Origin of the sequence: Bacillus sp. FSL K6-3149, assembly GCF_038630515.1 — a bacterium.
Classification (GTDB): Bacteria; Bacillota; Bacilli; order Bacillales; family Bacillaceae; genus Bacillus; species Bacillus pumilus.
Genome location: NZ_CP152034.1, coordinates 469,012 through 487,354 on the forward strand (window position 1 = coordinate 469,012; position 18,343 = coordinate 487,354).

Annotated in this window: 17 protein-coding genes; 11 read left to right on the forward strand and 6 right to left on the reverse strand. The window is 41.8% G+C overall.

Features of this window, described 5'->3' with window-relative positions; all coding sequences use genetic code 11:
- Positions 1–60: 60 nt before the first annotated feature.
- The gene (locus MHB83_RS02425) at positions 61–1,425 is read right to left on the reverse strand and encodes a sugar porter family MFS transporter (protein WP_342496604.1); all 1,365 of its coding nucleotides are present in this window, start codon (positions 1,423–1,425) and stop codon (positions 61–63) included.
- Between the two features lie 272 nt (positions 1,426–1,697).
- Here MHB83_RS02425 and MHB83_RS02430 point away from each other — a divergent pair, with 272 nt between their 5' ends.
- Together MHB83_RS02430 and MHB83_RS02435 are read left to right on the forward strand one after the other, a co-directional pair.
- Positions 1,698–2,663 carry an LCP family protein gene (locus tag MHB83_RS02430; protein WP_003212964.1) on the forward strand — a complete coding sequence of 322 codons (966 nt, stop codon included), beginning with the start codon at positions 1,698–1,700 and terminating at the stop codon, positions 2,661–2,663.
- A gap of 198 nt (positions 2,664–2,861) precedes the next feature.
- Complete coding sequence (locus MHB83_RS02435) at positions 2,862–3,743, forward strand: Cof-type HAD-IIB family hydrolase (RefSeq protein ID WP_342496605.1); 882 nt, start codon at positions 2,862–2,864, stop codon at positions 3,741–3,743.
- A gap of 56 nt (positions 3,744–3,799) precedes the next feature.
- On the opposite strand, the gene MHB83_RS02440 is transcribed toward MHB83_RS02435, so the two are convergent.
- The 5 genes from MHB83_RS02440 to pgsB form a co-directional block, all read right to left on the reverse strand.
- Positions 3,800–5,023, reverse strand: coding sequence for an NlpC/P60 family protein (locus tag MHB83_RS02440; protein ID WP_342496606.1), 1,224 nt, complete (start codon positions 5,021–5,023; stop codon positions 3,800–3,802).
- A 106-nt stretch (positions 5,024–5,129) separates the two neighbouring features.
- Positions 5,130–5,300: a hypothetical protein gene (locus tag MHB83_RS02445; protein ID WP_003213661.1), complete on the reverse strand. Its 171-nt coding sequence runs from the start codon at positions 5,298–5,300 to the stop codon at positions 5,130–5,132.
- Complete coding sequence (locus tag MHB83_RS02450; RefSeq protein WP_342496607.1) at positions 5,297–6,463, reverse strand: CapA family protein; 1,167 nt, start codon at positions 6,461–6,463, stop codon at positions 5,297–5,299. The genes MHB83_RS02445 and MHB83_RS02450 overlap by 4 nt, the downstream gene beginning before the upstream one ends.
- An 18-nt stretch (positions 6,464–6,481) precedes the next feature.
- Positions 6,482–6,931 carry a poly-gamma-glutamate biosynthesis protein PgsC gene (gene pgsC, locus MHB83_RS02455; protein ID WP_003213696.1) on the reverse strand — a complete coding sequence of 150 codons (450 nt, stop codon included), beginning with the start codon at positions 6,929–6,931 and terminating at the stop codon, positions 6,482–6,484.
- A 15-nt stretch (positions 6,932–6,946) separates the two neighbouring features.
- Positions 6,947–8,128, reverse strand: a complete 1,182-nt coding sequence (gene pgsB / locus MHB83_RS02460; protein WP_012011489.1) for a poly-gamma-glutamate synthase PgsB — start codon at positions 8,126–8,128, stop codon at positions 6,947–6,949.
- Between the two features lie 746 nt (positions 8,129–8,874).
- Here pgsB and MHB83_RS02465 point away from each other — a divergent pair.
- The 9 genes from MHB83_RS02465 to rbsB all read left to right on the forward strand — a co-directional run bounded on the left by MHB83_RS02465 (position 8,875) and on the right by rbsB (position 18,326).
- Positions 8,875–10,356 (forward strand): spore germination protein, encoded by a 1,482-nt coding sequence (locus MHB83_RS02465; protein WP_050944398.1) that lies wholly within the window; start codon positions 8,875–8,877, stop codon positions 10,354–10,356.
- The gene (locus tag MHB83_RS02470; RefSeq protein WP_050944400.1) at positions 10,346–11,443 is read left to right on the forward strand and encodes a GerAB/ArcD/ProY family transporter; all 1,098 of its coding nucleotides are present in this window, start codon (positions 10,346–10,348) and stop codon (positions 11,441–11,443) included. The genes MHB83_RS02465 and MHB83_RS02470 overlap by 11 nt, the downstream gene beginning before the upstream one ends.
- A complete protein-coding gene (locus MHB83_RS02475) occupies positions 11,433–12,575 on the forward strand; it encodes a Ger(x)C family spore germination protein (RefSeq protein WP_050944402.1) in 1,143 nt (380 codons plus the stop codon). Before MHB83_RS02470 ends, MHB83_RS02475 begins: the two co-directional genes overlap by 11 nt.
- 117 nt (positions 12,576–12,692) lie before the next feature.
- The gene (locus tag MHB83_RS02480; protein ID WP_003215185.1) at positions 12,693–13,679 is read left to right on the forward strand and encodes a LacI family DNA-binding transcriptional regulator; all 987 of its coding nucleotides are present in this window, start codon (positions 12,693–12,695) and stop codon (positions 13,677–13,679) included.
- Positions 13,676–14,554, forward strand: a complete 879-nt coding sequence (gene rbsK / locus MHB83_RS02485; protein WP_050944404.1) for a ribokinase — start codon at positions 13,676–13,678, stop codon at positions 14,552–14,554. The genes MHB83_RS02480 and rbsK overlap by 4 nt, the downstream gene beginning before the upstream one ends.
- Positions 14,551–14,943, forward strand: a complete 393-nt coding sequence (gene rbsD, locus MHB83_RS02490; RefSeq protein ID WP_251190719.1) for a D-ribose pyranase — start codon at positions 14,551–14,553, stop codon at positions 14,941–14,943. Before rbsK ends, rbsD begins: the two co-directional genes overlap by 4 nt.
- 15 nt (positions 14,944–14,958) lie before the next feature.
- On the forward strand, positions 14,959–16,440 hold the full coding sequence (locus MHB83_RS02495; protein WP_050944406.1) for a sugar ABC transporter ATP-binding protein: 1,482 nt from the start codon (positions 14,959–14,961) through the stop codon (positions 16,438–16,440).
- 1 nt (position 16,441) lies between these two features.
- Positions 16,442–17,395 (forward strand): ribose ABC transporter permease RbsC, encoded by a 954-nt coding sequence (rbsC, locus tag MHB83_RS02500; RefSeq protein ID WP_003215300.1) that lies wholly within the window; start codon positions 16,442–16,444, stop codon positions 17,393–17,395.
- A 13-nt stretch (positions 17,396–17,408) separates the two neighbouring features.
- Complete coding sequence (rbsB, locus tag MHB83_RS02505) at positions 17,409–18,326, forward strand: ribose ABC transporter substrate-binding protein RbsB (protein ID WP_217016045.1); 918 nt, start codon at positions 17,409–17,411, stop codon at positions 18,324–18,326.
- Positions 18,327–18,343 lie beyond the last annotated feature (17 nt).

An 18,343-nucleotide genomic window follows, 5' to 3' on the forward strand; every position in this document is an offset into this window, starting at 1 on the left:
CTTGATTAAACGTTTGTTTAACAAAGAAAAACCAGCTGCATGCGGGCAGCCGGTCATTGTTCACACCGTTTTTCCTTCGTCACCTGTGACAGAACGGTTCCTCTTTTTTAAATCTTCTTCAATTTCTTCAAGACTTTTCCCTTTCGTTTCAGTCACCATATATTTCACAAACAAGAAGGCGCCTACGCCGATGACCGCGTAAATAAGAAAAAGATTACTAATACCCATCGCGCTCAGTAAAGTTGGGAATGTAAGCGAGATGATTAAATTCCCTGTATGAAGGAGGAAGGTAGAGACGCCTGTACCGATTCCTCGGACATGTACCGGAAACAGCTCAGGAAGCATGACCCAAACGACAGGACCCCAGCTGACAGCAAAGATGACGATAAAGAGCCCTAAACAAATAATAGTCGTCCATCCCGCAGCTGTTGACCCCTCGAAAAATCGATTGACCACTGACAGGACTATTAAACTTAGGACCATGCCAGCATTCCCAAATAAGAGCAGCGCTTTACGCCCTACACGGTCAATGATTTTAATCGCCACAAACGTCATGACAACATTCACTGCCCCAATTCCGACGGTTCCTAAAATGGCCGCTGAATTACCAAAACCAACGCTTGTGAATGTTTTTGGTGCATAGTAAATAATCGTATTGGTACCGATAAACTGCTGCAGAAAGGCAAGACCGACACCAGCGATTAATGCTGGGCGTACCCATGGCTCAAATAATTCCTTAAAACCGCCTTTTTCTTCACTTTCCGCCTGTTGAATGTCTGAAATGTCTTCTTCCACTTCTTGCTTACTTTTTCTGAGTTTAGATAATATCTCTTTCGCACGGTCTGCCTGTCCATGGACAAACAGCCAGCGGGGGCTTTCTGGCATAAACATAATCCCACATAATAAAAGCACAGAAGGCACGACCGCAATTCCAAGCATCAGGCGCCATGCCTCTGCATCCGCTAAAGAGTAATTCACAATATAGGCGAGAAGAATACCAAATGTGATCATGAGCTGGTTTAATGAGGACAGTGCACCTCTCGATTCCTTTGGAGCAAGTTCAGATAAATATAATGGAACAATCGTGGTCGAGCACCCGACAGCAAGTCCTAGCACAATTCGGAATAAGACCATCACTTCCGTATTCGGAGCAAGGGCTGTACCAAATCCGCCGATAATAAATAAAATCGCTGCGGCGATGATGGCTTTTTTCCGCCCAAATTGATCTGTCAGCTTTCCAGATAAAGAGGAACCGAGCATCGCTCCGATTAAAATCGAGCTGACAACAAGTCCCTCTGTAATTGCGTTTAACCCTAAATCCTCTTTCATAAATAAGATGGCGCCAGAAATGACACCTGTATCATAGCCATATAAGGCGCCGCCAAGTGCGCCGAAAAAATAAAGCCATCCATTCCGATTTTTCATGTTCATAACCCCTCTTTTGTTTCTGTATGTACTGTATGTTTCTCTATGGAAAATCATTTTCCTCACTTTCTGTCACTTCAAACATTTCGATGTTTTATGACAAATATATTTCATTTGCGTATCATTGAAACTTTTTACGATAAGGAAACGTCAATTAAGCGTTAGTGAAAAAAACGTCGCACTATATCCCGTTTTAAGGTATATTTGTTTTAGTTTGTAAGCAAAAAGAAGGACATCTTTACTATAAAAATCATAGCGAGGGTTTAAAATATATGGATCAATCAAGAAGCAAACGCAAAGGAAAAAAGCGTTTAAAACCATGGGTGAAAGTCACTCTATTTATAGTCGGTATCCTTTTACTGACAACCGCTTCTGTCACAGGCTATGCCTACTATAAAGTGACAAGCGCTGCAAAAAAAGCACAAGTATCTTTAGATCGTGGCGCACAATCTGTCAAACGGATTGAAGCATTCGATCCTGGGAAAGACAGCTTTTCTGTCTTGCTGCTTGGTATTGACAGCAGACCGGGCGAAACAGTGAAACAAGCACGAAGCGATGCGATGGTCTTAGCAACCGTCAATCGTACAAATAAAACCGTAAAATTATTAAGCATTCCAAGGGATTCATATGTGAATATTCCAGGGCATGGCTATGACAAAATTACACATGCACACGCATTTGGCGGTGCAGATTTAACCTTGAGTACAGTCGAAGATTTACTAGATATTCCGGTTGATTTTGTGATCCAAAGTAATTTCAAAGCATTTAAAGAGATCGTCAATGAACTAAACGGGGTCTCTATTAACGTCAAGGATGAATATGTCGTCAAACAGGTTCTAAAAGATACAAAGGGCAAGGTACAGCTTCAAACAGGTACTCATACGCTAGACGGTGATCAAGCACTCGCATATGTGAGAACAAGAAAAGCAGATAGTGATTTAATGCGCGGGCAGCGTCAAATGGAAGTATTAAAAGCCATTTTTGATAAATCAAAATCGTTAACATCTATTCCGTCATATGACAATATCATTGATACACTTGGTGATAATGTCGCGACCAACCTTTCAATGAAAGAGCTAGTCGGGCTTTTCCCACTTCTCACGTCATTGAAATCGGTTGATACCATTCAGCTGAAAGGCTCTGATTACCAGCCAAACGGAGTTTATTATTACCAATTGGATCAAAACCAGCTAAACGAAGTGAAGACTGAATTGAAGAAGCAGCTTGAATTATCATAAACAGAAAGCGTCCCTAAGGGGCGCTTTTTCTTATTGACGATGATGTAGATTTTCCCCCTTTGGCTTATTTCCTTGATCATTCGATCATTTTTGTTTAGCCTTGATAGAGAGGACAAGCATCGTATTGCTCATGAGAATGAACGAAATCGTACATACTTTGAAGAGGCGATTGCATGCATGAAGGAGGATTTGACAGCGATGAAAAAAATGATTGCGATTGATTTAGACGGTACACTTTTAAATACAAAAAGTGAAATATCTGCTCAAAACCGGGAAGCATTGATTCGTGCGAAGGAAGCGGGATATATTGTCACCATCTGTACAGGGCGGGCGACTTTTGACGTGAAGGAACTGCTTGGCGATTTGGACATTCCTATTATTGCAGCAAACGGCGGAACCGTTCATACAGAAGGTCACGAACTTTTCAGCCGTATCACACTTGACCAAGAAGCAGGAAAACGAGCGGCTCAGGCTTTAGTAGAACGAAACATTTACTTTGAGGTTTACACGGACGATGCGCTCCTCTCTCCTTTTGATGGAAAAGAGAAGCTGAAAGCAGAATTTGATGTGATCAAAAGCGCGAATCCAAATGAAGATATAGCTGATTTATGGGAAGGGGCAATGACTCAATTCAAACAATTCGGCATCAAACCAGTGGATGATATTCGTCAGATTTTTGGGTCGAATGAAGCGACCTATAAATTACTCTGCTTCTCGTTTGATATGAACAAACTACAGGAAGCTCGAGATCTTCTCGCGGAAATGCCTGAGCTTTCATTGACCTCTTCTGGAAAACATATCATTGAGGTTCTTCCAAAAGAGTCTGGAAAAGGACATGCTCTCAAAAAACTCGCAGCTCATTATGGCGTAGACCGCTCACATATTTATGCGATCGGTGACAGCCCCAACGATCTATCCATGTTTGAGGAAGCAGGCCACCGCATTGCTATGGGGAATGCAGTCGATGTCATTAAAGAAAAGAGCACTTATATGACAAAAGGCAATCATGAAGACGGTGTTGCTTACTTTATTGATTTGCTTTTACAAAATCAATTCCATGAAAAAAAGACGCTTGTGTGATCAGCGCCTAGAGAGAAGTCTAAAAGTCCGATGCGAGCATTGATCGGGCTTTTTCTTTATTTTTTAATTCGAACTGCCGTCTCATACTTATCCTTCCAGTACGTACTTGTTTTTATATTCGTAAGCATGACACCATTTGAGACGGTCACATGAATGACTTGATTTGACCCTGCATAAATCGCCGGCATCAATGACGTGCCTCTAAAGAAAACGAGATCTCCCGGCTTCAGCTCCGACCGTTTCACAGGCGTACCTGCCTTGACTTGACCTGACGCATAACGAGGCAGCTCAATACCAAGCACTTCACGATACACATATTGTGTGAACCCTGCTGTGTCAAAGCCTTGCTTTGGATTCGTCCCACCTTTAACATAAGGAACTTCACCAATATACGTAGCGGCTTTTGAGACAATCGGGTCTTCTTTTGCTAATTTCAGCTCCGTTAATCGTTTCGCACCTGTCCATTTTTCGCGCCAATACGATTCGGACAAATAAGAAATCGTGACACTTTCCGAACGGCTCGCATGAATAAAACGGTCGCCCCCAATATACATCCCTACATGAGAAATGCCTGGCTTATATGTGTTGCTAAAAAAGACAAAATCCCCAGGACGTATATCATCTAATGCCACTTTTTCTCCAACCATCCACTGCTGTTCAGCACTTCGAGGCAAATAAATCCCTAGTGATTTTTCAAATACATATTGTAAAAAGCCTGAACAATCAAAGCCAACTTTAGGGTCTGCTGCACCAAATACATAAGGAATACCTACATATTTCATCGCATCTTTCACAAGACGATTATCCGAGATTTCCGGTGTGCCGGGAAGTCGTTTGACTGCATAAAATCGGTCCGTCCAGTATTTGCTTTTGCTGACGTTTGTTTTCACCACACCTTGACTAAGCGTGATGTGAATGACCTGATCGTTACCAGCGTAAAATCCTACATGTGTCGGGATATCCTTTGTTTCTTCAAGGCTTCGAAAATATACAAGGTCACCTGGCTGGGCTTTGTCCCATGATACCTTTTTTCCAATCTGATACTGATCGATTACCTTCCGCGGCAAATCAAAAGCGCCTGATGTCTTGTACACATATTGCGTAAACCCTGATGCGTCAAAGCCCGTTTTTGGATCGGTTCCTCCTTTATGATAAGGTGTTCCAATCAGCTTTTCCGCTTGCTGCAAAGGAGACGCTGTTTGAGCAACTGCTTCTGATTGAGACATGAACATGAGCCCTACGAGCGCGCACCCACCAATCACTATTCCTTTCCACTTCATGATCTTTCCCCTCCTTTCTTCTATAGTTTCGGCATGACACCTAACCTTTTACACCTTTTTTCGACAAAAAAGAGCACGCAATGCGTGCCCTCTATGCTCGTTAGAGTTATTTACTTGCTTCCGTTTTTGACTGTTTTTGTTGTTCGATTTTCTGCATTTCAACCGAGATCTTTTGTTTTTCATGATCTGTGAGGCTGTCACTAAATTTAAAAGCAGACATAAAGACAAAGACTAAAATTAACGCAACAAACGGCCAGCTTGCTTTTAGAAATTTCATTTCTTCTCTTTCCCTCCGTTTTCTTTTAAGTGTTTAACTTTATCAGTGTGATCTACTTCAAAGAAAATGTGTCCGTCTTTTTCTTTCCAATCCGCATTCGTACCATTTGTCAGCATACGGATAATGGATTTTGATTCAAATGATCCTGCTTTAACCGGAGCAGGTGTTGCTTCTTTGATGTACATTGGGACCACTTCAAATGTCGCTTTTCCATCTTCATTCAGATGATACTGAACAAGTGCAGAATCACGTGTTCTTGACCAGCCTTGGTCAAAAATAAAGTTTCCTAAGCTATAGAAGATCGCCGTGCCGTTATAGACTTCCATTGGCTCAAGAACGTGCGGATGAGCACCGATAATGATATCAGCACCAGCCTTAGACATCGCTCTTGCCAATTCTCTTTGTCTATCGTTTACCTCATTGTTGTACTCCTGTCCCCAGTGAGCATGAACAACGACGACATCTGCCTTTTCAGCAGCCTGCGAAATCATCGGAATAAAGATAGATGGGTCGGCTGGCAAGATACCGGCCTGGCGATTCGTTGCTTTAAAATCTTTCCCATACACATCAGTAAAACCAAGTGTAGCGATTTTGACACCATTTACTTCTTTATACGAAATGTTCTGCTTCGCATCCTGAAGGTTATGGCCTGCGCCTGTATAATCCATGTCAGCTTGTTTAAAGGCATCAATCGTTTTGTTTAGCCCTTTTTCACCATAGTCTGCCGCATGGTTATTCGCAAAGTTTAATACAGAGAAATTCAAATCCTTCAACGCTTTGACAGAATCCTCATCTGTTTTTAAATGAATATTCTTTTGCGCCGCTTGTTCCCGGTCTGATGCGACTGGATGCTCAAAGTTACCAGTCACATAATCTGACACATCAAAGTATGGTTTAGCATAGCGAAAGAGATGCTGTTTTCCATAACGGTCTGTTACTTTCTCTACGTTTCTTCCAAACATAATGTCACCGACAAACGAAGCGGTCAGGATGTTTTCTGGATTCTTTTGTACAGTTGGCACTTTTGCTTGCCCGATAAACGTAAATAGAAATGTACAAGCAATGACGATCGGTAAAGCAATCAGCACGTGTTTATTCGTTTTTTTCTTTTGGTTCTTTGTGATTTTCAGCAGCTTTTCCTGAAAGCTCAATTTTTTATTCATCATTGGACACACCTTATCTTAAAATAGATAGTAAACATACATGATGGCAAATGTTGCACCACTTAGAAGTAACGTGCTTCCAAGGGTCATCGTAAGACCTTGTTTTTGAATCGTATTTGCAATCAATCCAGGAACGATAATACCGATTCCGCGGAATTCTGCTATTTCAAATGGGACCACTGGGTAGAAGAAATCAAAGACTAGCTTTAAGGCAATCCCTGTAATCAGCATCGCAGCAAACTTTCTGCGTCCGTATAAAATCATAAATTTCGATAGACCAAAGCGAACGATGACATACGTAAGCAAGCTGACAGATAAGACAACTAAAATGAAGACTGGCTGGTTAAATACAAGCGCCAGATAACCTGGGACAACAAGTCCAGCTGGTACGATTCCTGTTTTTTCTGCAAAGATTAAACTAAGTAGAACACCTAAAATTAACGAGATATAAAGATCTGATCCGAACATTTTCTATATTTCCTCCTAGCTGACAAGCTGCTTAATTTTGTATTCTTGAATTTTTTCGATTAACGGTTCAGCGGCACCATGAATATTGCCGACTCCATAAACCACTCGATTATGAAGCTTTTTCTCAAGCATGTTCATAATTTCTTCTGTAGATTGATATTCAAGGTTGTGTAAGTGGTCAGCCGGAATTTTTCCATCCTCATATGCCTTTACAATTGGATCTGTTGTTTCACCAATTAAGACGAGATCACTTGCTTCAATATAAGGAAGTACATCCTCCGCAAACTGGATCGTTCGATCTACACGATCCGCACGGCAGTTCATGATAATAATCGGTTCATCTGTTGGATATCCAATTTCTTTCACACGCTTCCAAATGTTCAATGTAGATGATGCGTCATTTGCCGCAAAACCATTTACAAAGTGTCCAGGCGTTTTCGCATCCATTAATGGAAGAATTCTCATCGCTCCTGGATCAGGCGGCGCATTTAACATTCCTCGGAATGCCGTATCTTCATCAATTCCCAATGCCTGTGCAACACCAAGTGCAAGTGAGGCATTATCTGGGAAGACCATGTACTCAAATTTCCGCAAATACTCATCAGAAATCTTGGAATTATCTGCAACAATGACTTCTGTATTGCGTTTTTTCGCAATCTCTTTAAAGAAATCCGTATATTCACTATCCGTAATAACCAAGTGTCCATTGTAAGGAATTGTCGCTGTAAAGGCTTCTGCTATTTCATCAAGTGTCGGCCCCATGACGTCCATATGATCTTCAAGAACGTTTACGATCACGCCAATATTCGCTTGAAGCAGCTCTTCCTGAAAGATGATTTGGTAATCTGGATTTACCGCCATACATTCACTGACGATGGCATTTGCTCCTCTTTCAACGGTTTCTCTCATAACTTCCTTCTGCTCACCGATATTCGGTCCTTGCGGTTTCCTTTTAATCGGTTTCTCCTCTGGCGTATCCCAATAAATCATTCTTGCATCTGTTCCCGTTGTTTTGCCGACAGTTTTATAACCTGCCTCCATTAAGATACCGGTTGTCAATCTTGTAACGGTAGACTTTCCGCGAATACCATTAATATTGACGCGCACCGGTAGGGCATCGATATTTTTCTGGTGACGCTTCTTTTCAATAAAGCCAATCCCTAACATGATGACACAGGCTATAACGATTAACCACATCGCTTATCTACATCTCCTTTTTTTATGAGTGTGATATGTAAATTCAATCAACAGTATATAGGTTCAGCATAAAATCACAATCGGTATTATGTAACATAATCTTTCACTTCCTCGTATGCCAAATTCCTCTAATCAGAAGGTGTATTGACCTAGCTCCTCTTTAAATGAAAAGGCCAAAAGACGGACAAAAATCAGCCTGAATTTCGCCTTCAATCAAGAGTAAGCGTTACCATCAAGCATCGAAAAATCTTTTGTCCTTTTCTCCCTAAATTTTTTGACAATTGTTAAGATGTATTTTGAATCAATGTTTTAAAGCCCTTTAAACTCTATAACATCAGTCATATCAACGCTTTAAATGAATAGTGCGTGTTTTGGAATGTTTTCGATTTTTGAAGGAACAGGTTAGAAAGTCATCCTCAGCGCTCAGAATGCTATGTGTTGACCTATGACAAAGGTCATCTCTAAAAAAATCAAGTCATATGCTTATTTTCAGGTCACGAAAAATTGGGATAAGATGTAAACTATTGATCATTTCGAAATGCCTTCTCATTACGAATTTCGCTCCTTATGACCTAAACAATGAAACATTATTCATTTCTTTTTATCAAGATTCATCATTTCTTAACATTTTTAATATGATTTTAGTTGAAAGTTGTCAGCTTATGTCATGCTTTCAACTAAGGTGACGAATAAAATCAGCCTCTCCGCTCACACTATGGTTAAAAAACTGTGAGAGGAGGCTAAAGATGCCAAATACGAATGAGCAAACACGCTTACACTTTTTATCAGGCGGTTTTGAGGAAAAGATTCGAATCCTGAAGAAAGCATTTCAGCAAAGCGCCGATTTTGAATACCGGGAATTAATGGTGAATGAAACGAAATCAGTGCTGTTTTATATTAAAACAAGAGTTGAAGAAAGCAAATTAAACGACTTCATTATCGGCAACTTGCTCGGTCCTCCTGGAGAGCAGAACTATACAAAATCACTTAGTACACTCGAAACAGGAGACTTGACGCTGATTGTCGACAGCATTATTGCAGGAAGCATTGCTTTCCTTGATGAAAAATCCTCACAGATCAAAATATTTGCCGTTGGACAGCCGCCGCTGCGTTCCATTTCTGAACCTTCTTCTGAAAGTATTATTGCAGGCGCACATGATGGGTTTGTTGAGAGTTTAGATACCAATTTATATTTACTGCGGTCACACTTAAATGATCGAAAACTTGCGATCCAGTATCATAAGATCGGCACAAAATCTGAAACAAAGGTTGCGACAGTTTATATTTCTGATATTGCCAATCAAGAAAAGATAGATGAGGTCAACAGACGAATTTCTTCCATTAAAGTAGACACGCTGCTCAGCCCCGGTTCTATTGTAGAAGCGATTGAGGATGATTCATATTCCATCTTCCCGCAGCTCATTGATACAGAACGACCTGACAAAGTGAGATCCGCCATTCTTGAGGGGAGAATTGTTGTGCTGATGGATGGCAGTCCAATGGCTATCATTCTGCCTATTACGTTCTTTAGCTTCTTTCAATCACCAGATGACTACAATAGTCGCTGGATTCCAGCTACGTTTATTCGTATTCTTCGTTATGTTGCCTGTATCATCGCTGTGATTTTGCCTTCTTTTTATATTGCGGTCATCGGCTTTCATTATGAGGTTGTCCCGGATGAATTAGCGATTACGATGAAAAATTCCATTATTGGCGTTCCTTTTCCACCTTTAATAGAAGCTATGCTGATGGAGATTACGATTGAGCTCATACGCGAGGCAGGGGTGCGTCTGCCAAAACCAATTGGACAGACCATTGGGATCGTAGGCGGTTTGGTCATTGGAGATGCGGTAGTAAAGGCTGGGCTCATTTCGAATGTTCTTATCGTTGTGGTCGCCGTGACCGCTGTTGCTTCCTTTGTTCTTCCTTCGTTTGAAATGACGTCTACCATCAGGATGCTGCGTTTTCCGCTCATGTTCATGGCATCGATGTTTGGGTTTATTGGCATTTCATTCGGCCTGTCGATCGTCCTGATGAATTTATGCCGCCTTGAATCACTAGGTGTCCCGTATTTATCTCCAGTAACTCCATTTAACTGGCAGGACTTAAAAGACACTGTGATTCGATTACCGATGTGGATGTATAAAAAACGCCCTGTTTACTTAAATCCAAAAAAGAAAGAGCAAATTGAAAATTTGAGAGGATGGAAAAATCAAGATGAAAAATAAAATATCTCCATCTCAAGCTGTCTTTTTTATCATTCAATCTCAAATTGGTGTCGGTATTTTAGCCCTGCCTCATTTGCTTATGAAAGATATGGGGCATGATGGCTGGATGGCTATCATTTTGGCTTGTTTTTTTATCCAAATCATCAATACCATTTTTATATATATCATTCACAAATATCCTGAGACATCATTTTTCGAGGCGTTAATTGAGGTTTTTGGAAAATGGATTGGGCGAATCTTAGTGGCTCTTTATACAATTTATTTCGCCTCAGTCTGTATTGTCGTTCTATCTATTTTCACGAGAATTCTGGGTATATGGGTTTTACCACTTACACCTAATTGGGTGATCAACCTACTACTCATGATATCCATCCTTTACATCGCCAAGGAACAAATTACAGCGATTGTCAGATTCAACTTTATTCTGACTCCTTTTTTACTCTTGTTGTCTCTCATCATGCTGTATTCATTAAAAGGAACCAATATCGACTACCTTATGCCCTTTTTCCAAACGGACTTCTCTCAATTTCAGCTTGGATTAAAAGATGTTGTATTATCTATGAATGGATTTGAAATGATTTTGATCATCTCTCCACTGATGAAAGGCACCATTAAAGCGCGATACAAGGTCATGACCATTGCCAATATATGCACGACTCTTTACTACCTCTTTATCACAGTGATTTGTTTTATGTTTTTCAGCCCGATTGAGCTTAAAATCATTCCAAATCCTGTTCTTTATCTGTTAAAAACCATTTCGTTCGGTGTGATTGAGCGGACAGATCTGATTTTTCTGAGTTTCTGGGTATTTATCATTCTTGCCACACTCAGTAATTATCTTTACTTTTGTGCAAATGGCGTAGCAAGTATTCTCAAGAAAAAAGACCACAAAAAATACGTCTTTTATTTTGCCATTTTGATCTATGCGGCTAGCTGCTATCTTGCAACCGATAATTTTAGAATTCAACGTTTTAATGACTTTACCACCATTGCGCAATATTCATTTATTTACACACTCCCGATCTTTATGGCAATTATCATCTTTTTCAAACATCGTAAAGGGAAGGTGAAATCACATGCGTCATAAGTACATACTGACTTTGCTCATGTGTGTGTCTCTCATATTCATGCCTGGCTGCTGGGATCAAAACTTATTAAAGAATATCTCTCTTGTTTTAACCTCTGCTGTTGATCAAGGAGAGGATGACAATGCCAAGTACTCGATTACTTATCGAAAGGTGCAGCAGTCTCAAAGTATGGAGCAAGGAAATACAGGCAGCTTTTTAACCACTCTTCTCACAACGGAAGCACCTACTTTAAGGAAAGCAAGAACCAACTTCAGCCGGATTGTGGATCAAAAAATAGACATGTCGAAAATGCGGGTGATGCTGGTCGGTGATGAATTTGCCCAAAATCGTCTTCTTCCCTACTTAGATATGTTTTATCGTGATCCGAAAAGCCCCCTCCTCGCAAATCTCGCCGTTGTTCAAGGGGGGACCTGTGAAGAAGTGATTAACTCGCTGCTGAAGGAAAAGCTCATTGTGAGTGACTATTTAAATAACTTGATCACAACCGCATCACGCTCATCCCAAGTAGCACCTAAAAACATTCAAAGTATTCGATCTAAAATGCTCCAGACTGGAGAGGACTTCACATTGCCCTTAATCCATTTCGATCAATCGAAAAAATTAATCAGTGTAAAAGGTGTGGCCCTATTTGATAATGAGAAAAAGAAAGGCGAGTTGTACGGTCAAGATGCGATCTTGCTCACCATCATGGACGGAAAAATGGGCAACTATGCCAACTTCACAAAAAAAGTGAGAAGTGACATGAAGTCAAAGGAAAACAATTACATCACCATCCAAGTCACTGATGTGAAGAGAGACATCGAGATTCTGAATCCTGATCATCGAAACTTAACATACTCACTCAAATTTGAATTTAATACTTCTGTCCTTGAATACCCAAAAGATAATCTTGATACAGACAAAAAAATTAAAATGCTGAACAAAAGACTTTCAACCATCTTGACAAAAGAAGCAGAAAAAATTGTTGCTACGTTACAAGAAGCAAATTCTGACGTCTTAAGTCTAGGCAGAAAATATAGAGTCAGACATTATGATGAGTATATGAAAATGAATTGGGTCACTGATTATCCAAATGTAAAAATCATCCCAAAAGTCAAAGTGAATATTACCCAAACAGGGATTATTAGTTAAGAAAAGGAAGATGTCATCTTTCTTTTCTTTTTTTATTTTTTTAAGATTGTCATTTAAAAGCTTTCATGATAATCTATTTGTGTAAACGGTTACACATTCACGAAGGGAGGCACTCCATTGGCTACCATTAAAGATGTTGCAAAAGCTGCACAAGTGTCTGTTGCCACTGTGTCTCGCGTGCTTAACGATACTGGATATGTCCATACAGATACGAAAACCCGCGTGACACAAGCGATGCAGGAGCTGAACTACTTTCCCAATGAAGTGGCTAGATCCCTTTTCAAAAGAGAATCCCGCTTAATCGGTTTGATCTTGCCTGATATCACAAACCCCTTCTTTCCTCAGCTTGCTAGAGGCGTAGAGGATGAGATTCATGCGCAAGGTTTTCGGTTATTATTCGGAAACAGTGATGAAGATCGAGAAAAGGAATTGGCTTATTTACAAACCTTTAAACAAAATCAAGTGGTCGGTGTCATCGCTGTCACAAACGAACCTGAATCAGATATATACAATGATGATGAATTGCCGGTTGTGTTCTTAGATCGAACCGTCTCGCATGCACCTTCTGTATCTGCAGATACTGCAGCTGGCGGGAAAATGGCTGCAATGGAATTAATTAGGCGCGGCAGCCGGCAGATCACACTGCTGAAAGGACCTGCCCACCTTCAAACAGCGAGGCAGAGATTCAAGGGTGCACTCGATGTACTGACCGAAAAGGGTGTCGACTTCCATGTGATGTCTAATGCTTCATTTTCTTTTCAAGAAGCCCGTAAGAGTGCCAAGGCTCTTTTCCAGCTGTACCCTGAAACAGATGGCATCATTGCCAGTAATGACATTGTCGCAACAGCGGTCATACACGAAGCACTTCGGATCGGAAAAGCTGTTCCAGAGGATGTTCAAATCATTGGGTTTGACGATATTCCGCAAAGCGAGCTGCTCTTCCCTTCCCTATCGACAATTAGGCAGCCTGCCTATGAGATGGGAAAAGAAGCGGCGCAGCTGTTAATTAAAGCGATTCAGAAACAACCTATAGATCAACCAGTTATTCAAATGCCCGTCTCTTTTATTGAACGAGAGACCACAAGAAAGGTGGATTCACAATGAGTCATATTGTCGTAGTAGGAAGCTGTTCAATGGATTTAGTCGTCACTTCGGATAAACGGCCAAATGCCGGTGAAACAGTGTTAGGCGAATCATTTAAAACCGTCCCAGGCGGAAAAGGCGCCAATCAAGCAGTCGCCAGTGCCAGACTCGGTGCTGATGTTTACATGATCGGCCGGGTCGGTGATGACGCTTATGGTCAAGATATTCTCAGCAATCTACAAGACCAAGGGGTCCGCACCTCATATATGAAACCGGTTACCGAAATGGAAAGCGGCACGGCTCATATCATTTTAGCGGAAGGTGATAACAGCATTGTCGTGGTCAAAGGGGCAAACAATGAGGTGACACCTCACTATGTAACAGATGCTCTTTCTTCTATTGAAGACATTGGAATGGTCCTCATTCAGCAAGAAATTCCTGAAGAAACAGTCGAAGCCGTCTGCACCATTTGCAGTGAGAAAGGGATTCCGGTCATCTTAAATCCCGCACCAGCTCGTCAAGTTTCTCAGCAAATATTAGATCAAGCTGCCTATATTACTCCAAACGAACACGAAGCAGCTCTTATGTTTGATGGACTCACCATAGCAGAAGCTTTGCGCCAATATCCAAACAAATTACTCATTACAGAAGGAAAAAATGGTGTTCGTTACTTTGACGGAATAAAAGAAGTGTTGGTGCCAGGCTACCCTGTGAAAGCCGTTGACACTACAGGCGCTGGTGATACTTTTAACGGTGCTCTAGCTGTAGCACTAGCAGAGGGAAAATCCCTATACGACGCACTTGCCTTTGCCAACTTAGCCGCATCTATCTCTGTCACCAAGTTCGGTGCACAAGGCGGCATGCCAACAAGAGAAGAACTGGAGAGAAAAAAATGAAAAAAAACGGCATCTTAAACAGTCATATCGCCAAGGTACTTGCTGACCTTGGTCATACAGATACAATCGTCATCGCAGACTGCGGCCTGCCGATTCCAGAAGGTCCAGTCAAAATCGACCTGGCACTATCAATCGGCACACCGTCCTTTCAGGAGGTCACCTCCCTCCTTCTTCAAGAAATGGCGGTTGAACACATTACTGTAGCTAGTGAAATCAAAGAAGCCAATGAGCGAGATCATCTATTTTTAAAGAAAGCGTTCTCACAGCCATTACATGATGTAGACCACGAGACGTTCAAAGACATGACCAAACAGGCAAAAGCAGTCATTCGCACGGGTGAAGCCACCCCATACGCAAACTGCATTCTTCATGCCGGTGTCATCTTTTAAAAGGAGGAGCCAGATATGAACATTGAGATGCATAACATCCATAAGGCCTTTGGAAAAAACACCGTTCTTTCCGGGGTCTCCTTTGACCTCGTCACAGGTGAGGTTCACGCGCTCATGGGTGAAAATGGCGCAGGAAAATCAACTTTAATGAACCTGCTCACAGGTCTTTATTCATTAGACCAGGGAACGATTCAAATCGACGGGAAAGAAACCGCTTTCAAAAATCCGAAGGAAGCGGAACAACACGGCATCGCCTTTATTCATCAAGAGCTCAACATATGGCCAGATATGACCGTCTTGGAAAACCTATTCATCGGGAAAGAAATCTATACGAAATTTGGATTGCTAGACACAAAGAAAATGAAGGTTCTTGCCCAAAGCCAGCTGGACCGATTGTCTGTGAACCTCTCGCTTGATCAAGAGGCAGGCAGCTGCTCTGTTGGACAAAAACAGATGATTGAGATTGCAAAGGCATTAATGACGGAAGCGAAGGTCATCATCATGGATGAGCCAACAGCAGCTCTTACAGACCGTGAGATTGAAAAGCTCTTTCAGGTCATTGAATCTCTCAAAAAGGAAGGCGTATCCATCGTCTATATTTCTCACCGTATGGAGGAAATTTTTGCGATCTGTGACCGGATTACCATCATGCGCGATGGGAAAACGGTCGATACGAAAGCCATACCTGAAACAAATTTCCATGAGGTCGTCAAAAAAATGGTCGGCCGCGAATTAACAGATCGATACCCTGAGAGAACGCCTTCTTTAGGAGATACTATCCTTGAGGTGAAGCAAGCGACAAGAAAAGGACAATTTCAAGATATCAATTTCTCCGTTAAAGCTGGAGAAATCGTCGGTGTTGCAGGCTTAATGGGCGCTGGCAGGACCGAAATGATGCGGTCACTGTTTGGTCTTGATCCTCTTGATCAAGGGGAAATCTGGGTTCATGGGAAAAAGGCTATCATTAAAAAACCAAGTGATGCCGTCAAGCTCGGCATCGGCTTTATCACAGAGGATCGCAAAGATGAAGGACTCATGCTGGATGCATCCATTCGAGAAAACATTGGTCTGCCAAACTTAGAAAGCTTCTCTCCAAAGGGACTGATCGATAAGAAAAACGAACAGGATTTTGTTGACCTGCTCATCAAAAGATTGACGATTAAAACGGCTTCCTCTGAAATCTCGGCTCGAAGTCTCTCTGGTGGAAATCAGCAAAAAGTCGTCATCGCCAAATGGATCGGCATCCAGCCGAAGGTCTTGATTTTAGATGAACCGACAAGAGGTGTCGACGTCGGAGCGAAACGAGAAATCTACCAGTTAATGAATGAACTGACTGATCGAGGTGTTGCCATTTTAATGGTCTCCTCTGAGCTCCCAGAAATTCTAGGGATGAGCGATCGAGTGCTTGTCATTCATGAAGGAACCATCAGCGGAGAATTAAATAAAGCAGACGCAACACAAGAACGAATTATGACACTAGCTACAGGAGGGAAGTAACATGAAACCACTTACTTCAAATGGACGATTTGACAACATCATGCAAAAGCTTGGGCCATTCTTAGGACTCATCATCCTTGTCGCCATTGTTTCTATTTTAAACCCGGCCTTTTTAGAGCCATTAAACATCTTAAACTTACTGAGACAAATCTCCATTAATGCCCTCATTGCCTTTGGAATGACGTTTGTTATTTTAACCGGAGGAATTGATTTGTCTGTCGGTGCCATTTTAGCACTTTCTAGTGCGCTGACTGCCGGATTTATCGTGTCTGGTATGGACCCGATTTTAGCTATTATCGTTGGCTGTATCATCGGCGCTATTCTTGGGATGGTCAACGGTCTTTTAATCACAAAAGGAAAAATGGCTCCTTTTATCGCAACACTTGCCACGATGACGATTTTCAGAGGATTAACACTTGTTTATACAGACGGAAACCCGATTACAGGACTCGGTTCTAACTATGCCTTTCAGTTATTCGGACGCGGGTATTTCTTAGGCATTCCTGTTCCAGCGATCACGATGCTTCTCACCTTTATCGTGCTCTGGGTGCTGCTTCATAAAACGCCTTTCGGCAGAAGAACATATGCAATCGGTGGGAATGAAAAAGCTGCGCTCATTTCAGGAATCAAAGTACCGCGCGTAAAAATTATGATCTATTCATTAGCAGGGTTCATGTCTGCTCTAGCAGGTGCGATCTTAACATCTCGTCTAAACTCAGCCCAGCCAACAGCTGGTACGTCCTATGAGCTTGATGCAATTGCTGCCGTTGTACTTGGCGGGACAAGCCTTTCCGGCGGAAGAGGGCGAATTGTCGGCACACTGATCGGGGTGCTTATCATCGGTGTCCTGAACAACGGTATGAACTTACTTGGTGTATCATCATTCTATCAATCTGTTGTAAAAGGGATTGTCATCTTGATTGCAGTCCTATTAGACAGAAAGAAATCTGCTTAAGGAGGCAGCTGCTATGAAAAAATATCTTATTCTCATCCTGACTCTCTCATTGTTCATGCTTTCTGCCTGCTCGCTAGAACCGCCAGAGTGGGCCAAATCAACAAAAGATGGGAAGAAAAAAGACATCAAAATCGGTCTGTCGATCTCGACCTTAAACAATCCATTCTTCGTTTCTCTTAAAAACGGGGTGACGAAAGAAGCGAAAAAGCTTGGCATCGAAGTCGTCATTGCAGATGCTCAAAATGATTCAGCAAAACAAACAAGTGACGTAGAAGATTTAATTCAGCAAGGGGTCGACGCATTGCTTATCAACCCAGCGGACTCGTCTGCCATCTCAACTGCTGTTGAATCAGCGAATGCTTCAGATATTCCTGTCATCACATTAGACCGTTCAGCTGAAAGCGGTAAAGTAGAAGCACTGGTTGCTTCAGATAACGTCAAAGGCGGCGAAATGGCAGCCAAATTTATTATCGACAAGGTTGGAAAAGGCGCTAAAGTCGCTGAATTAGAAGGTGTACCAGGCGCTTCCGCTACACGTGAACGCGGAAAAGGATTCCATCAAATAGCAGATAAAGATCTAAAAGTGACAGCAAAACAAGCAGCTGACTTCGACCGAACAAAAGGGTTGAACGTCATGGAAAACCTCCTTCAAGGAAACCCTGACATCAAAGCCGTTTTTGCCCACAATGATGAAATGGCGCTTGGCGCACTAGAGGCGATTCAAAGCTCTGGAAAAGACATTCTCGTCGTTGGCTTTGACGGAAACGAAGATGCACTCAACTCGATCAAAGCAGGAAAACTATCTGCCACAGTCGCCCAGCAGCCAGAGCTGATCGGAAAACTGGCAGTCGGTGCTGCAAGCGACGTCTTAAAAGGGAAAAAGGTAGAAAAGAACATCGCAGCTCCACTGAAACTAGAACAGAAAAAATAAACACAAAACCCCCGATA

Bases quoted from the DNA above. Each gene is read 5' to 3' on its own strand.
- MHB83_RS02440 (WP_342496606.1), bottom strand. From the start codon at position 5,023: ATGAAGTGGAAAGGAATAGTGATTGGTGGGTGCGCGCTCGTAGGGCTC.
- MHB83_RS02465 (WP_050944398.1), top strand. From the start codon at position 8,875: ATGCCAAATACGAATGAGCAAACACGCTTACACTTTTTATCAGGCGGT.
- MHB83_RS02450 (WP_342496607.1), bottom strand. From the start codon at position 6,463: ATGAATAAAAAATTGAGCTTTCAGGAAAAGCTGCTGAAAATCACAAAG.
- MHB83_RS02475 (WP_050944402.1), top strand. From the start codon at position 11,433: ATGCGTCATAAGTACATACTGACTTTGCTCATGTGTGTGTCTCTCATA.
- MHB83_RS02425 (WP_342496604.1), bottom strand. From the start codon at position 1,425: ATGAAAAATCGGAATGGATGGCTTTATTTTTTCGGCGCACTTGGCGGC.
- rbsD (WP_251190719.1), top strand. From the start codon at position 14,551: ATGAAAAAAAACGGCATCTTAAACAGTCATATCGCCAAGGTACTTGCT.
- MHB83_RS02435 (WP_342496605.1), top strand. From the start codon at position 2,862: ATGAAAAAAATGATTGCGATTGATTTAGACGGTACACTTTTAAATACA.
- MHB83_RS02445 (WP_003213661.1), bottom strand. From the start codon at position 5,300: ATGAAATTTCTAAAAGCAAGCTGGCCGTTTGTTGCGTTAATTTTAGTC.
- MHB83_RS02470 (WP_050944400.1), top strand. From the start codon at position 10,346: ATGAAAAATAAAATATCTCCATCTCAAGCTGTCTTTTTTATCATTCAA.
- pgsB (WP_012011489.1), bottom strand. From the start codon at position 8,128: ATGTGGTTAATCGTTATAGCCTGTGTCATCATGTTAGGGATTGGCTTT.
- MHB83_RS02495 (WP_050944406.1), top strand. From the start codon at position 14,959: ATGAACATTGAGATGCATAACATCCATAAGGCCTTTGGAAAAAACACC.
- rbsK (WP_050944404.1), top strand. From the start codon at position 13,676: ATGAGTCATATTGTCGTAGTAGGAAGCTGTTCAATGGATTTAGTCGTC.
- MHB83_RS02430 (WP_003212964.1), top strand. From the start codon at position 1,698: ATGGATCAATCAAGAAGCAAACGCAAAGGAAAAAAGCGTTTAAAACCA.
- rbsC (WP_003215300.1), top strand. From the start codon at position 16,442: ATGAAACCACTTACTTCAAATGGACGATTTGACAACATCATGCAAAAG.
- pgsC (WP_003213696.1), bottom strand. From the start codon at position 6,931: ATGTTCGGATCAGATCTTTATATCTCGTTAATTTTAGGTGTTCTACTT.
- rbsB (WP_217016045.1), top strand. From the start codon at position 17,409: ATGAAAAAATATCTTATTCTCATCCTGACTCTCTCATTGTTCATGCTT.